The organism is Streptomyces aurantiogriseus (assembly GCF_014649375.1).
Taxonomy (GTDB): domain Bacteria; phylum Actinomycetota; class Actinomycetes; order Streptomycetales; family Streptomycetaceae; genus Streptomyces; species Streptomyces aurantiogriseus.
The window spans coordinates 126740-141505 of the sequence record NZ_BMSX01000006.1 but is presented as its reverse complement, the minus strand read 5'-3'; the positions used below and the strand labels follow the sequence as shown (position 1 = coordinate 141505).

The following is a 14766-nucleotide window of genomic DNA, read 5'->3' as shown; positions in this document are numbered from 1 at the left end:
GGGAGCGGCATGGGCGGGCCGGAACACGAGGAGTTAACGGGTGCTGCGCCGCCCTCGGTACCCGTCCTGGTCGCCGGCCGCTACCGTCCGGTCCGGTTCCTCGGGCGCGGTGGCATGGGCGTCGTCTACGAGGCGGAGGACACCCGGCTCGACCGTCGCGTCGCCGTCAAGATGCTCACCGCCGTCGAGGGCCTCACCGGGGACAGCGAGGCCTGGGACCGCTTCCGGCGCGAGGCCCGTGCCCTGGCCCGGATCGACCACCCCGGCGTCGTCACGCTCTACGACGACGGGGTGCACGACGGTACCCCGTACCTCGTGATGCAGGTCCTCGACGGCAGGAACCTCGCCGACCTGGTCTCCGGCGGGCGACCGCTGCCGACCCCGGTGGTGAGCACGGTGGCGTACGGCATCGCGGAGGCGCTGGACGCTGCCCACAGGGCCGGCGTCCTGCACCGCGACGTCAAACCCACCAACGTCGGCATCACCGGCAGCGGGCGTGTCGTCCTCCAGGACTTCGGACTGGCCCGGCTGGCCGGCGAGGCCGCGATCACCCGCACCGGCGCCCTCGTCGGCACGCCCCAGTTCATGGCCCCCGAGGCCATGCGCGGCGCCCTGCCCGAGGGCGCGGCGGACTGGTACGGCCTCGGCACCTGCATGTACCTGATGATCACGGGCGAACTGCCCTTCGGCCCGACGGCCGACTTCGGCGCCATCATTCAGCGCGCCCTCGGCGACGGCGTCCCCCGCCTCTCCGGCCGCCGCCCGGACGTCCCGGCGGACCTGTGCCGCCTGGTCGACGACCTGTGCCGACAGGACCCCGCTCTGCGCAGGCAGGACGCCGAGACGGTCCGCGAGACCCTGCTGCCCCTGAGCTACGGCGGTACGGAGCTGCTGGCGGACCTGGTGACGGGCCGGGCGCGCGAGGACGCCGTACAGGGTGTGCACACGCTCCCGCCGATCCCCGAACCGGTCTCCCGGGTCGAGGAGGCGCCCGAGTACCTCTGGGACGAGGCGGCCGTCCTGCCCGCTCAGCGAGAGGCGCCGTCCGACCCGTTCCGGCCCGCCACCCTCAGCGACGCCACCCGTCGGCTCGTCCTCGACAGCATGAGCCCGCGGAGCGCGCTGTCCCGGCAGCGCGAGGCGGTCACCCTGGTGCTGCGCGGCCGGCTCGAGGAGGCGGCGCAGATGCTGTCGGTCGTCGTCCCGGTCTGCCTCTCGACGCTCGGACCCGACCACCCGACCACCCTGACCAGCCAGTACTGGCATGCCGTGTGCCTGGCCAGGCTCGACGCCGGGCGCGACGCGCTGGAGCTGTTCTCCAGCGTCAACAGACGTGTGGCACGACGAACGGACGGACACGATGACTGACTTCGGCGCGGGGCTCTCCGCCTCCCTGGACGTCACGGGGACCGAGGACGACCTGCGCTCCCTGCTGCTGTGGCTGCGCGAGGACGAGACCGTCGACCTGCTCGTCCACCCCGGCAGCCTCGGCCCACCCCCGCCCGGCGGCATGGGCACCGGCTTCGACCTGCTGCAGTTCGCCGTCTCCGGCGGTCTGTCGGCAGCCTCCCTCGTCGTCTCCGTCCTGCAGTGGCAGACCTCCCGCCGCCGGGCCCCGGCCGTCACCCTGCGCCGCGGCGACGTCGAGGTCCTCCTCACCGCCCAGGCGGCCCGCGACGAGGAGACCGTACGCCGCCTCGTCACGCTCCTCGACGGCGACGGCACACCCGCCGCCACCCTGCCCGGCCCGCGCACCGAGGGAAGCGGAGGCGATGACGGCACTCCCTGACCCCGCACGCTCGCGGGCCGTCCTCATCGGCACCGCCTCCTACCGCCACCTGCCTCAACTGCCCGCCGTCGAGGCGGGCGTCGTGGACCTCGCCGCCGAACTGTGCGACGCCACCGTCTGGGGTCTGCCCGTACAGCACTGCACGGTCGTCACCGACCCGCTCAGTGCCCAGGCCCTGCTCGACCCCGTCCACCAGGCGAGCGAGGAGGCCACCGACACCCTCCTCGTCTACTTCGCCGGACACGGCATGCGGGACGCCGAGTCCGCCGACCTCTACCTCGCCCTCGGCGACTCCCGCGAACACCTCGGCTACACGGCCGTCGCCTACCAGCACCTGCGCACCGCCCTGCGCTCCGCCCGTGCCCGCCGCAAGGTCGTCGTCCTCGACTGCTGCTTCAGCGGCCGCGCCGCCCGTGCCCTGGGCGGCGGTGACATCCTCGCCGCGGAGGCCGCCGTGGACGGCGCCTACGTCCTGACCGCCTCACCCCGCGACCGGATCGCCCTCGCCCCCGACGGCGAGCGCTACACCGCCTTCACCGGTGAACTCCTGGGCGTCCTGCGCCACGGCGTCGACGACGCCCCCGAGCTGATCGACCTGGACACGCTCTACCGCGTCCTTCTGGAGCGCCTGCGCGCCAAGAACCGGCCGCTGCCCCAGCACTCCCAGGAGAACGGCGTCGGACGGCTCCCCCTGGCGCGCAACAAGGCCCGCGCCGGCCACCGTGTCCCCGGACCCGTCCTGCCCGCAGACGTCCGCGCCGCCATGGTCTCCACCGGTCTCGCCGTCGCCCGTCTCCTACGCGCCAAGGGCAACATCCGCGACGCCCTGCCCGTCCTGCGCCTCGCCCTCCAGGAACAGCAGACCGCCGGCGCCGAGGGCGACCTCCTCGCCGTCCAGCTCGAACTCTCCGAACTGCTTGCCGAGACCGGCCAGATCAAGGAGGCCATCGAGGTCCTGGAACTCGCCTTCCAACAGGTCCACAAGGTGTACGGACCCGAGGCGGTCCTGGTCTGCCGACGACTGGCCGATCTGCTCCAGGAGTCCGGCAACCACCTTCAGGCCTGCGAGGTCCTCAAACACGCCCTGGACATCAGCGAGCGGGGCGGACCGGCCTGAGGGGCTGTACGGCCCGACACGCGAAACGGCCCGGCCGTGGTCTCCCACAGCCGGGCCGTCACGGCCTCGACAGGGCTCAGCCGCCGAACTCCTGCAGACCCTTCAGCGCCTGGTCCAGCAGCGCCTGGCGGCCCTCCAGCTCCCGCTCCAGCTTGTCGGCCTTGGCGGTGTTGCCCTGGGCCCGCGCCTGCTCGATCTGGCCCTTCAGCTTGTCCACGGCAGCCTGGAGCTGACCGGTCAGACCCTCGGCACGCGCGCGGGCCTCCGGGTTGGTCCGGCGCCACTCGGCCTCCTCGGCCTCCTGGATCGCCCGCTCCACGGCGTGCATCCGGCCCTCGACCTTCGGCCGGGCGTCCCGCGGCACATGGCCGATGGCCTCCCAGCGCTCATTGATCGAACGGAACGCGGCACGCGACGCCTTCAGATCCTCGATCGGCAGCAGCTTCTCGGCCTCCTCGGCCAGCTCCTCCTTCAGCTTCAGGTTCTCCGCCTGCTCGGCGTCGCGCTCGGCGAAGACCGAGCTGCGGGCGGCGAAGAAGACGTCCTGGGCGCCGCGGAAGCGGTTCCACAGGTCGTCCTCGTGCTCGCGCTGGGCCCGGCCCGCGGCCTTCCACTCCGCCATCAGCTCGCGGTAGCGCGCGGCCGTCGGACCCCAGTCCGTCGACCCCGACAGCGCCTCGGCCTCGGCGACCAGCCGCTCCTTCGTCCTGCGGGCCTCCTCGCGCTGCGCGTCCAGCTGCGCGAAGTGCGCCTTGCGGCGCTTGGAGAACGCCGAGCGCGCATGCGAGAACCGGTGCCACAGCTCGTCGTCCGACTTGCGGTCGAGGCGCGGCAGGCCCTTCCAGGTGTCCACCAGGGCGCGCAGCCGCTCACCGGCCGCCCGCCACTGGTCGGACTGCGCCAGCTGCTCCGCCTCCGTGACCAGGTCCTCCTTGGCCTTGCGGGCCTCGTCGGACTGCTTGGCGCGCTGCTGCTTGCGCTCCTCGCGGCGCGCCTCGACGGTCGCCACCAGCTTGTCCAGCCGGGCCCGCAGCGCGTCCAGGTCGCCGACCGCGTGGTGCGCGTCCACCTGCTCGCGCAGGTGGTCGATGGCGACCTGGGCGTCCTTCGCCGACAGGTCGGTGGTCTGGACTCGCTTCTCGAGGAGGCCGATCTCGACAACCAGGCCCTCGTACTTGCGCTCGAAGTAGGCCAGCGCCTCCTCAGGAGAGCCGGCCTGCCAGGAACCGACGACCTGCTCGCCGTCGGCCGTACGCACGTACACGGTCCCCGTCTCGTCGACGCGGCCCCACGGGTCGCTGCTCACAGCGCCTCCTCCACATGATGCCTGCGTGGGGCTTCGGCGCCCCCGGGCATCGTCCACAGTTTCGTCACGGCCAACATAGGCGACCGGCGGGGCGCCTGTCCGCATCCAGCGCGACCGAAATTGCGCTGTTGGCCGCCCTGCCGTCAGGACTTGGTGACCGTCGCCTTGTTGATCACGACCGTCGCGTTCGGAGCGCCGTCACCGGCGCCCGTGCTCTCGCCCGCGGCGGCGATCTTCTTCAGCACGGCCATGCCCTCGGCCGACACCGTACCGAACGGTGTGTAGCTGGGCGGGAGCGAGCTGTCCTGGTAGACGAGGAAGAACTGGCTGCCGCCGGTGTGCGCCTGACCGGTGTTGGCCATCGCGACCGTGCCCGCCGGGTAGACGTTGTCCTTGAGGCTCGTGTCCTTCAGGTTCTCGTCCGGGATGGTGTAGCCCGGTCCGCCGCTGCCGCTGCCCGTCGGGTCGCCGCACTGCAGCACGTAGATGCCGTTGGTGGTGAGCCGGTGGCACTTGGTGTGGTCGAAGTAGCCCTTGCTCGCAAGGAAGTTGAACGAGTTCACCGTGTGCGGCGCCGCCGACGTCTTCAGCGCGACGTCTATGTCACCGCAGGTGGTCGCGAGCTTCATGGTGTACTTCGCCGACTTCTCGATCGTCATCGCCGGCTCCTTCTTCCAGGTCGCCGTCTTGACCGAGCCCGCGGCGGCCTTCTCGCACGGGTCCTTGGCCGCGCTGGGCGTGGCGGCAGGCGACGACTCGGAGCTCGCGTTCGACTTGTCGTCGTCCTTGAGGGCGCCCGTGGTGTAGAGGGTCAGGCTGCCCACCAGAATCACGCCGAGCACCGACGCGATCACCGAGTTGCGCACGCGCGCCTTGCGCCGCGCGGCCGTGCGGCGCTGCTGCTGCCGCAAGAACTTCTCCCGGGCGAGCTGACGCTTGCGCTGTTCCTGGGTGACCACCGGGTTCTCTCCTCATGCGTCTCGTATGTCCACCGGTACGCGTGCGTCCTGTGAGCCGACCGCCTGCGTGTGCCCCGTACCGTATATGGGTTCGCTGAGGAAACGGCAGCGCCGGTAGTCTCTGACGACGGGCGTAGCCGCTCGCAAGCCCTCCCGTACCGATACAAACGAAGGACGATCGTGCTCATTGCCGGGTTCCCCGCCGGGGCCTGGGGGACGAACTGTTATCTCGTCGCCCCCGCCGCCGGTGAGGAGTGCGTGATCATCGACCCGGGCCACCAGGCGGCCCCCGGAGTCGAGGAAGCACTGAAGAAGCATCGGCTCAAGCCCGTCGCCGTCGTCCTCACCCACGGCCACCTCGATCATGTGGCCTCGGTCGTCCCGGTGTGCGGCGCGCACGACGTACCGGCCTGGATCCACCCCGAGGACCGGTACATGATGAGCGACCCCGAGAAGGCGCTCGGCCGGTCCATCGGGATGCCGCTGATGGGCGAGCTCACCGTGGGGGAGCCGGACGACGTCCGCGCGCTGACCGACGGCACCGAGTTGTCCCTGGCGGGTCTGGAGTTCTCCGTCGCGCACGCGCCGGGCCATACCAAGGGGTCGGTGACCTTCCGGCTGCCCGAGTCCGCGGACATTCCGTCCGTCTTCTTCTCGGGCGACCTGCTGTTCGCCGGCTCCATCGGACGCACCGACATGCCCGGCGGTGACATGGCCGAGATGCTCGACTCGCTGGCCCGCGTGTGCCTGCCGCTCGACGACTCGACCGTGGTGCTGTCCGGCCACGGCCCCCAGACGACCATCGGCCAGGAGCGCGCCACCAACCCGTATCTGCGGCAGGTGGCCGCCGGCCAGGGAGCTCAGCCTGCTCCCCGACGAGGAATGTGACGAGAGACTTCCCGTGAGCACCTTCAATGCCCCCAAGGGCACGTACGACCTTCTGCCGCCCGACTCCGCCAAGTACCTCGCCGTCCGCGAGGCGATCGCCGCGCCCCTGCGCAACTCCGGCTACGGCTACATCGAGACCCCCGGCTTCGAGAGCGTCGAGCTGTTCGCGCGCGGTGTCGGCGAGTCGACCGACATCGTGACCAAGGAGATGTACGCCTTCGAGACCAAGGGCGGCACCAAGCTGGCCCTGCGTCCCGAGGGCACCGCGTCCGTCCTGCGCGCGGCCCTGGAGGCCAACCTGCACAAGGCGGGCAACCTCCCGGTCAAGCTCTGGTACTCCGGCTCGTACTACCGCTACGAGCGCCCCCAGAAGGGCCGTTACCGCCACTTCTCCCAGGTGGGCGCCGAGGCGATCGGCGCCGAGGACCCGGCGCTGGACGCCGAGCTGATCATCCTGGCCGATCAGGCGTACCGCTCGCTGGGCTTGAGGAACTTCCGCATCCTCCTGAACAGCCTGGGCGACAAGGAGTGCCGTCCGGTGTACCGCGCGGCCCTGCAGGACTTCCTGCGCGGCCTGGACCTGGACGAGGACACCCTCCGCCGGTCCGAGATCAACCCGCTGCGCGTCCTGGACGACAAGCGCGAGTCGGTGCAGAAGCAGTTGGGGGGCGCCCCCCTCCTGCGTGACTACCTCTGCGACGCCTGCAAGGCGTACCACGAGGAGGTCCGCGAGCTGATCACCGCGGCGGGCGTCGCCTTCGAGGACGACCCGAAGCTGGTCCGCGGCCTGGACTACTACACGCGGACGACCTTCGAGTTCGTCCACGACGGTCTGGGCTCGCAGTCCGCGGTGGGCGGCGGCGGCCGCTACGACGGTCTGTCCGAGATGATCGGCGGCCCCGCGCTGCCGTCGGTGGGCTGGGCCCTCGGCGTCGACCGCACGGTCCTGGCGCTGGAGGCCGAGGGCGTGGAGCTCGAACTCCCCGCGGCGACCAGCGTGTTCGCCGTCCCGCTCGGCGAGGAGGCCCGTCGCGTCCTCTTCGCCAAGGTCACCGAACTGCGCAAGCTCGGCGTCGCCGCCGACTTCTCCTACGGGTCCAGGGGCCTCAAGGGCGCCATGAAGAACGCCAACCGCAGCGGCGCCCGCTACACGATCGTCGCCGGTGAGCGCGACCTCGCCGAGGGCGTCGTCCAGCTCAAGGACATGGAGTCCGGAGAGCAGACGGCGGTCGGCGTCAACGAGATCGTGGCGGAGCTGGAGTCGCGGCTCGGCTAGCACGCGCGCGTGGGCGCCGGTTGCCCCAGGGCATCCGGCGCCTTCGTTGTACGGGGCCGCTGTCCGGAACCGAGCGCCTGGCGGGCGTCGCGGGTTCATCCTTATGTGGAGCGAACGGTGCGCACGCGCGCGTGTGCGGCACAATGGCCCGTGCCCGAAGATGGTCCAGGTCTCAAGACGGAATCGGCGTGATGAGCAAGACGACAGTCAAAGACGTCTCCACCAAGTCCGAGCCGGAGCGCGCCGAGGCGGACGCGCCGGGGACGGCGGGCGGCAGCCGGGCGTTCGCGCTGCTGCTGGTGATCACCGGCGCGGCCGGTCTGCTCGCCGCGTGGGTCATCACGATCGACAAGTTCAAGCTGCTCGAGGCCAAGGTCGAGGGCAAGACCTTCACCCCGGGGTGCAGCCTGAACCCTGTCGTCTCCTGCGGCAGCGTCATGGAGAGCGACCAGGCCTCGGCCTTCGGCTTCCCCAACCCGATGCTCGGCCTCGTCACCTACGGCATCGTCATCGGCGTCGGTATGAGCCTGCTCGCCCGGGCCCGCTTCCCCCGCTGGTACTGGCTCACCTTCAACGCCGGCACGCTCTTCGGGGTCAGCTTCTGCGCCTGGCTGACGTTCCAGTCCCTGTACCGGATCAACGCCCTGTGCCTGTGGTGCTGCCTGGCCTGGGTCGCGACGATCATCATGTTCTGGTACGTGACCTCGTTCAACATCCGCAACGGCTTCCTGCCCGCCCCGGGCTGGCTGAAGAGCTTCTTCGGCGAGTTCACCTGGGTCATGCCCGTGCTGCACATCGGCATCATCGGCATGCTGATCCTGACCCGCTGGTGGGAGTTCTGGACCAGCTGACAGCCGGATTCCGGGCCGCCGACGGCCCGGGCCGGATGGTCAGTGCGGTGCTGCGCTTTCTGGCTGTGACACAAGCGGCTCCGCCGCGGGCCCCAGACCCCCAGTAGGGTTTCAGCGTGGAGCCCGACCTGTTCACCGCCGCAGCAGAAGAACGCCAGGAGAAGGACCCCGCCGGCAGCCCCCTGGCGGTCCGGATGCGCCCGCGCACCCTCGACGAGGTCGTGGGCCAGCAGCACCTGCTCAAGCCGGGGTCACCCCTGCGCCGCCTGGTCGGCGAGGGTGCCAAGGGCCCGGCCGGCCCCTCCTCGGTGATCCTCTGGGGCCCGCCCGGCACCGGCAAGACGACCCTGGCATACGTGGTCTCGAAGGCCACCAACAAGCGCTTCGTCGAGCTGTCCGCGATCACCGCCGGTGTCAAGGAGGTCCGCGCGGTCATCGACGGCGCCCGCCGCGCCACCGGCGGTTTCGGCAAGGAGACCGTCCTCTTCCTCGACGAGATCCACCGCTTCAGCAAGGCCCAGCAGGACTCCCTCCTCCCGGCCGTCGAGAACCGCTGGGTGACACTGATCGCGGCGACCACCGAGAACCCGTACTTCTCGGTGATCTCGCCCCTGCTGTCCCGCTCGCTGCTGCTGACCCTCGAACCGCTCACCGACGACGACCTGCGCGGTCTCATCCGGCGCGCCCTCGCCGACGAGCGCGGCCTCAAGGACGCCGTCACCCTCCCCGAGGACACCGAGGCCCACCTCCTGCGCATCGCCGGCGGCGACGCCCGCCGTGCCCTGACCGCCCTGGAGGCCGCCGCAGGCGCCGCGCTCGACAAGGACGAGACGGAGATCGCCCTGTCGACGCTGGAGGAGACGGTCGACCGGGCCGCCGTGAAGTACGACCGCGACGGCGACCAGCACTACGACGTCGCCAGCGCCCTCATCAAGTCCATCCGCGGCTCCGACGTCGACGCCGCCCTGCACTACCTGGCCCGCATGATCGAGGCCGGCGAGGACCCCCGCTTCATCGCACGCCGCCTGATGATCTCCGCCAGCGAGGACATCGGCCTCGCCGACCCCCACGCCCTCCCCGTCGCGGTTGCCGCCGCCCAGGCCGTCGCCATGATCGGCTTCCCCGAGGCCGCTCTCACCCTCAGCCACGCCACCATCGCCCTCGCGCTGGCACCGAAGTCGAACTCCGCGACGACCGCGATAGGGGCCGCGCTGGACGACGTACGCAAGGGACTGGCCGGGCCCGTGCCGCCGCATCTGCGGGACGGGCACTACAAGGGCGCGGCCAAGCTGGGCCACGCACAGGGGTACGTGTATCCGCACGACCTGCCCGAGGGGATCGCCGCGCAGCAGTACGCGCCGGACGCCATCAAGGAGCGCGAGTACTACACGCCGACCCGGCACGGCGCCGAGGCGCGGTACGCGGACGCCGTGGAGTGGACCCGCAAGCACCTCGGTCGCAGGCGGTCCTGAGCACCCTGTAGACTCGACGGAAGTGCTGAGTCCCGTGCAGTCAGAACGGGACAGTCGGCCGGAGATCCAGTTCTCAGGGACTGGCTCCAGGAGCGTCGCGCACCGTCGAACGGTGTCGCGGGCAGCCCACCACCACCCGGAGTCCCGGGACGGTTGGTGGGCCACTCGCGTGCTGCACGTATGTGCCCAGACCAGGGGAGCGGCTGCCCTCCAGGTCCGGTAACGGACCCGGCGGGATTCCCCGGCTGCGGATGCGACCTCCCTCAACTCTGACAAGCCGGAAACTAGGAAAGAGACTAAAGACAGTGGCGAACCAGTCCCGCCCCAAGGTCAAGAAGTCGCGTGCCCTCGGTATCGCGCTGACCCCGAAGGCCGTCAAGTACTTCGAGGCCCGCCCCTACCCGCCGGGTGAGCACGGCCGTGGCCGCAAGCAGAACTCGGACTACAAGGTCCGTCTGCTCGAGAAGCAGCGTCTGCGCGCGCAGTACGACGTGTCCGAGCGCCAGCTCGTCCGCGCCTACGAGCGTGCCTCCAAGGTTCAGGGCAAGACCGGTGAGGCCCTGATCATCGAGCTCGAGCGTCGTCTCGACGCCCTGGTCCTGCGTTCGGGCATCGCCCGCACGATCTACCAGGCCCGTCAGATGGTCGTCCACGGCCACATCGAGGTCAACGGCCAGAAGGTCGACAAGCCGTCCTTCCGCGTCAAGCCCGACGACGTCGTGATGGTCCGCGAGCGCAGCCGCGAGAAGACCCTCTTCTCGATCGCCCGTGAGGGCGGCTTCGCCCCCGACGGCGAGACCCCGCGCTACCTCCAGGTGAACCTCAAGGCCCTGGCGTTCCGCCTGGACCGCGAGCCGAACCGCAAGGAGATCCCGGTGATCTGCGACGAGCAGCTCGTCGTCGAGTACTACGCCCGCTGATCCCTCGGCGGCCGTAGGACCACTGCGTGTGAACCCGCCGTCCCCTCGCCCCTCCGGGCGGGCGGGGCGGCGGGTTCACGCATGTCCGGGGGCACGGCGGCAACCCGGCTGTCCGCACCGGCAAATCCGGTTCGGAGCGCTGCCCCCGGCGCGATAGGCTCGGTGCACGACTTTTTCGACGTAGACCGATACAGAGGCACGTTTCAGGGAGCGGGTGCGCAGTGTCCGGTGGAGAGGTGGCCGGCATCCTGGTGGCCGTGTTCTGGGCGATCCTGGTCTCCTTCCTCGCCGTCGCGCTGGCGAGGCTGGCCCAGACGCTCAGGGCGACCACCAAGTTGGTCGCGGACGTGACCGACCAGGCCGTCCCACTGCTGGCCGACGCCTCCTCGGCGGTGCGCTCGGCGCAGACCCAGATCGACCGGGTCGACGCGATCGCCTCCGACGTCCAGGAGGTCACGTCGAACGCCTCCGCGCTGTCCACCACGGTCGCCTCCACCTTCGGCGGCCCCCTGGTGAAGGTCGCGGCCTTCGGCTACGGCGTCCGCCGGGCCCTCGGCGGCCGCAAGGACGACGTGCCCGCCAAGGCACGGCGCACCGTCATCGTGGGCCGGACCGTACCGGCCTCGCGGTGGGGCAAGCGGAATCCCCGTGGAAAGAGGGACTGAGACCCAGCGATGTTCCGTCGTACGTTCTGGTTCACCACGGGCGTCGCCGCCGGTGTGTGGGCCACCACCAAGGTCAACCGCAAGCTGAAGCAGCTGACCCCCGAGAGCCTCGCGGCGACCGCCGCCAACAAGGCGCTCGAGACGGGAGCGCGCCTCAAGGACCGCGCGGTGGGCTTCGCGCTCGACGTCCGCGACAACATGGCCCAGCGGGAGGCCGAACTGGAGGAGGCACTGGGGATCCACGCGGACCCCGAACTCCCCACACCCCGGCGGTACGCCGCCATCGAGAACCGCACCAACCCGAAGTACATCGAGACGACGTACTCGAACGACCGGAATGAGGACCACTGATGGAGTCGGCTGAGATCCGCCGCCGCTGGCTGAGCTTCTTCGAGGAGCGCGGGCACACCGTCGTCCCTTCGGCGTCGCTCATCGCGGACGACCCGACTCTGCTCCTCGTCCCGGCCGGCATGGTGCCCTTCAAGCCCTACTTCCTGGGCGAGGTCAAGCCGCCCTTCCCCCGCGCCACGAGCGTGCAGAAGTGCGTGCGCACGCCCGACATCGAAGAGGTCGGCAAGACCACGAGGCACGGCACGTTCTTCCAGATGTGCGGCAACTTCTCCTTCGGTGACTACTTCAAGGAAGGCGCCATCAAGCTCGCCTGGGAGCTGCTCACCAGCCCCCAGGACAAGGGCGGTTACGGCCTCGACCCCGAGCGCCTGTGGATCACCGTCTACAAGGACGACGACGAGGCCGAGCAGATCTGGCACGAGGTCGTCGGCGTGCCCAAGGAGCGCATCCAGCGCCTGGGCATGAAGGACAACTTCTGGTCCATGGGCGTCCCCGGCCCCTGCGGCCCCTGCTCCGAGATCAACTACGACCGCGGCCCCGAGTTCGGCGTCGAGGGCGGCCCCGCCGTCAACGACGAGCGGTACGTGGAGATCTGGAACCTCGTCTTCATGCAGTACGAGCGTGGCGAGGGCACCGGCAAGGAGAGCTTCGAGATCCTCGGCGACCTGCCGAGCAAGAACATCGACACGGGCCTCGGCCTGGAGCGCCTCGCCATGATTCTGCAGGGCGTGCAGAACATGTACGAGATCGACACCTCCATGGCCGTCATCAAGAAGGCCACCGAGCTGACCGGCGTCGCTTACGGCGACGCCCACGACTCGGACGTCTCCCTGCGCGTGGTCACCGACCACATGCGCACCTCGGTGATGCTCATCGGCGACGGCGTGACCCCCGGCAACGAGGGCCGTGGCTACGTCCTGCGCCGCATCATGCGCCGCGCCATCCGCAACATGCGGCTGCTCGGCGCCACCGGCCCGGTCGTCAAGGACCTGATCGACACCGTCATCGGGATGATGGGCCGGCAGTACCCGGAGCTGGTCACCGACCGCGAGCGCATCGAGAACGTCGCCCTCGCCGAGGAAGCCCGCTTCCTCAAGACCCTCAACGCCGGTACGAACGTCCTGGACGGCGCCGTCAGCGAGACCAAGGCCGCCGGCTCCACCGTCCTGCCCGGCGACAAGGCCTTCCTGCTCCACGACACCTGGGGCTTCCCGATCGACCTCACCCTGGAGATGGCCGCCGAGCAGGGGCTGTCCGTGGACGAGGAGGGCTTCCGCCGCCTGATGAAGGAGCAGCGGGAGCGCGCCAAGGCCGACGCCCAGGCCAAGAAGACCGGCCACGCCGGTGCCGGCGCCTACCGCGAGATCGCCGACAAGGCCGGCGAGACCGACTTCATCGGCTACACGGACACGGAGGGCGAGTCCACGATCGTCGGCATCCTCGTCGACGGCGTGTCCTCGCCTGCCGCCACCGAGGGCGACGAGGTCGAGATCGTCCTCGACCGCACGCCGTTCTACGCCGAGGGCGGCGGCCAGATCGGCGACACCGGCCGCATCAAGGTGGACACCGGTGCCGTGATCGAGGTCCGCGACTGCCAGAAGCCGGTGCCGGGCGTGTATGTCCACAAGGGCGTCGTCCAGGTCGGCGAGGTCACCGTCGGCGCCACGGCCCACGCCTCGATCGACTCGCGCCGCCGCACGGCCATCGCGCGCGCCCACTCGGCCACGCACCTCACCCACCAGGCCCTGCGTGACGCCCTCGGCCCGACGGCCGCCCAGGCCGGTTCCGAGAACCAGCCCGGCCGCTTCCGTTTCGACTTCGGTTCGCCGTCCGCCGTGCCCACGGCCGTGATGACCGACGTCGAGCAGAAGATCAACGAGGTGCTCGCCCGTGACCTCGACGTCCGGGCCGACGTCATGGGCATCGACGAGGCTAAGAAGCAGGGCGCCATCGCCGAGTTCGGCGAGAAGTACGGCGAGCGCGTCCGTGTCGTGACCATCGGCGACTTCTCCAAGGAGCTGTGCGGCGGCACGCACGTCCACAACACCGCCCAGCTGGGTCTGGTGAAGCTGCTCGGCGAGTCGTCGATCGGTTCGGGTGTGCGCCGTATCGAGGCCCTGGTCGGCGTCGACGCCTACAACTTCCTGGCCCGTGAGCACACGGTCGTCGCCCAGCTCCAGGAGCTGATCAAGGGCCGCCCGGAGGAGCTCCCGGAGAAGGTTTCGGCCATGCTCGGCAAGCTGAAGGACGCCGAGAAGGAGATCGAGAAGTTCCGCGCCGAGAAGGTCCTCCAGGCCGCCGCCGGTCTCGCCGAGTCCGCCAAGGACGTCCGAGGCATTGCTCTTGTGACCGGTCAGGTTCCGGACGGCACGACCGCCGACGACCTGCGCAAGCTGGTCCTCGACGTGCGCGGACGTATCCAGGGCGGCCGGGCCGCCGTGGTCGCCCTGTTCGCCGTGGCGAACGGCAAGCCGCTGACGGTCATCGCCACCAACGAGGCCGCCCGCGAGCGCGGTCTCAAGGCCGGCGAACTCGTCCGTACGGCCGCCAAGACCCTCGGCGGCGGCGGTGGCGGCAAGCCCGACGTCGCCCAGGGCGGTGGCCAGAACCCGGCTGCCGTCGGCGAGGCCGTCGACGCCGTCGAGCGCCTCGTGGCGGAAACGGCCAAGTGATGCGCCGCGGTCGTCGCCTCGCGATCGACGTCGGGGACGCCCGTATCGGGGTCGCCTCGTGCGACCCCGACGGGATCCTCGCCACTCCGGTGGAGACGGTCCCCGGCCGGGACATCCCCGCAGCTCACCGACGGTTGAAGCAACTGGTCGAGGAGTACGAGCCGATCGAGGTCGTCGTCGGCCTCCCTCGCTCCCTCAAGGGGGGCGAGGGCCCGGCGGCGGTCAAGGTCCGCGGGTTCGCCCAGGAACTGGCCCAGGGCATCGCGCCGGTTCCGGTCCGGCTCGTCGACGAGCGGATGACGACCGTGACGGCCAGTCAGGGACTGCGCGCGTCGGGCGTGAAGTCCAAAAAAGGACGGTCGGTCATCGACCAGGCAGCCGCTGTGATCATCCTCCAGCAGGCCCTGGAATCCGAACGGGTGTCAGGTAAAGCACCGGGAGAGGGCGTCGAAGTGGTCATCTGATCGCGATACGGTAACGTTCCGCGCGATGCGGCGGTG

14 protein-coding genes are annotated in these 14766 nt (G+C 70.5%); 12 read left to right on the top strand and 2 right to left on the bottom strand.

Annotation, left to right across the window (positions count from 1 at the left end; translation table 11 throughout):
- Positions 1–9 precede the first annotated feature (9 nt).
- From IE263_RS15220 to IE263_RS15210, 3 genes are read left to right on the top strand one after another with little or no spacing between them, the layout of a single operon-like run.
- Positions 10–1368 (top strand): serine/threonine-protein kinase, encoded by a 1359-nt coding sequence (locus tag IE263_RS15220; protein WP_189936555.1) that lies wholly within the window; start codon positions 10–12, stop codon positions 1366–1368.
- Positions 1361–1789 carry an effector-associated constant component EACC1 gene (locus IE263_RS15215; protein WP_189936553.1) on the top strand — a complete coding sequence of 143 codons (429 nt, stop codon included), beginning with the start codon at positions 1361–1363 and terminating at the stop codon, positions 1787–1789. The genes IE263_RS15220 and IE263_RS15215 overlap by 8 nt, the downstream gene beginning before the upstream one ends.
- The gene (locus IE263_RS15210) at positions 1773–2906 is read left to right on the top strand and encodes a caspase family protein (protein WP_189936551.1); all 1134 of its coding nucleotides are present in this window, start codon (positions 1773–1775) and stop codon (positions 2904–2906) included. The genes IE263_RS15215 and IE263_RS15210 overlap by 17 nt, the downstream gene beginning before the upstream one ends.
- Before the next feature lie 76 nt (positions 2907–2982).
- On the opposite strand, the gene IE263_RS15205 is transcribed toward IE263_RS15210, so the two are convergent.
- Together IE263_RS15205 and IE263_RS15200 are read right to left on the bottom strand one after the other, a co-directional pair.
- Complete coding sequence (locus IE263_RS15205; protein WP_189936549.1) at positions 2983–4212, bottom strand: DUF349 domain-containing protein; 1230 nt, start codon at positions 4210–4212, stop codon at positions 2983–2985.
- Positions 4213–4355: 143 nt separating this feature from the next.
- Positions 4356–5171 (bottom strand): peptidylprolyl isomerase, encoded by an 816-nt coding sequence (locus tag IE263_RS15200; protein ID WP_189936547.1) that lies wholly within the window; start codon positions 5169–5171, stop codon positions 4356–4358.
- A 180-nt stretch (positions 5172–5351) separates the two neighbouring features.
- On the opposite strand from IE263_RS15200, the gene IE263_RS15195 reads away from it, so the two are divergent.
- The 9 genes from IE263_RS15195 (at position 5352) to ruvX (ending at position 14730) form a co-directional block, all read left to right on the top strand.
- Complete coding sequence (locus IE263_RS15195) at positions 5352–6059, top strand: MBL fold metallo-hydrolase (protein WP_189936545.1); 708 nt, start codon at positions 5352–5354, stop codon at positions 6057–6059.
- A gap of 13 nt (positions 6060–6072) precedes the next feature.
- Positions 6073–7335 carry a histidine--tRNA ligase gene (gene hisS / locus IE263_RS15190; protein WP_189936543.1) on the top strand — a complete coding sequence of 421 codons (1263 nt, stop codon included), beginning with the start codon at positions 6073–6075 and terminating at the stop codon, positions 7333–7335.
- A 191-nt stretch (positions 7336–7526) separates the two neighbouring features.
- Positions 7527–8186, top strand: coding sequence for a vitamin K epoxide reductase family protein (locus IE263_RS15185; RefSeq protein ID WP_189936541.1), 660 nt, complete (start codon positions 7527–7529; stop codon positions 8184–8186).
- A 116-nt stretch (positions 8187–8302) separates the two neighbouring features.
- On the top strand, positions 8303–9658 hold the full coding sequence (locus IE263_RS15180; protein ID WP_189936539.1) for a replication-associated recombination protein A: 1356 nt from the start codon (positions 8303–8305) through the stop codon (positions 9656–9658).
- 305 nt (positions 9659–9963) lie between these two features.
- A complete protein-coding gene (rpsD, locus tag IE263_RS15175) occupies positions 9964–10578 on the top strand; it encodes a 30S ribosomal protein S4 (RefSeq protein ID WP_019758012.1) in 615 nt (204 codons plus the stop codon).
- A gap of 221 nt (positions 10579–10799) precedes the next feature.
- Positions 10800–11243 (top strand): DUF948 domain-containing protein, encoded by a 444-nt coding sequence (locus tag IE263_RS15170; protein ID WP_189936538.1) that lies wholly within the window; start codon positions 10800–10802, stop codon positions 11241–11243.
- A 9-nt stretch (positions 11244–11252) separates the two neighbouring features.
- A complete protein-coding gene (locus IE263_RS15165; protein WP_189936536.1) occupies positions 11253–11594 on the top strand; it encodes a hypothetical protein in 342 nt (113 codons plus the stop codon).
- On the top strand, positions 11594–14266 hold the full coding sequence (gene alaS / locus IE263_RS15160) for an alanine--tRNA ligase (protein ID WP_189936533.1): 2673 nt from the start codon (positions 11594–11596) through the stop codon (positions 14264–14266). The genes IE263_RS15165 and alaS overlap by 1 nt, the downstream gene beginning before the upstream one ends.
- Complete coding sequence (gene ruvX / locus IE263_RS15155) at positions 14266–14730, top strand: Holliday junction resolvase RuvX (RefSeq protein ID WP_189936531.1); 465 nt, start codon at positions 14266–14268, stop codon at positions 14728–14730. Before alaS ends, ruvX begins: the two co-directional genes overlap by 1 nt.
- Positions 14731–14766 lie beyond the last annotated feature (36 nt).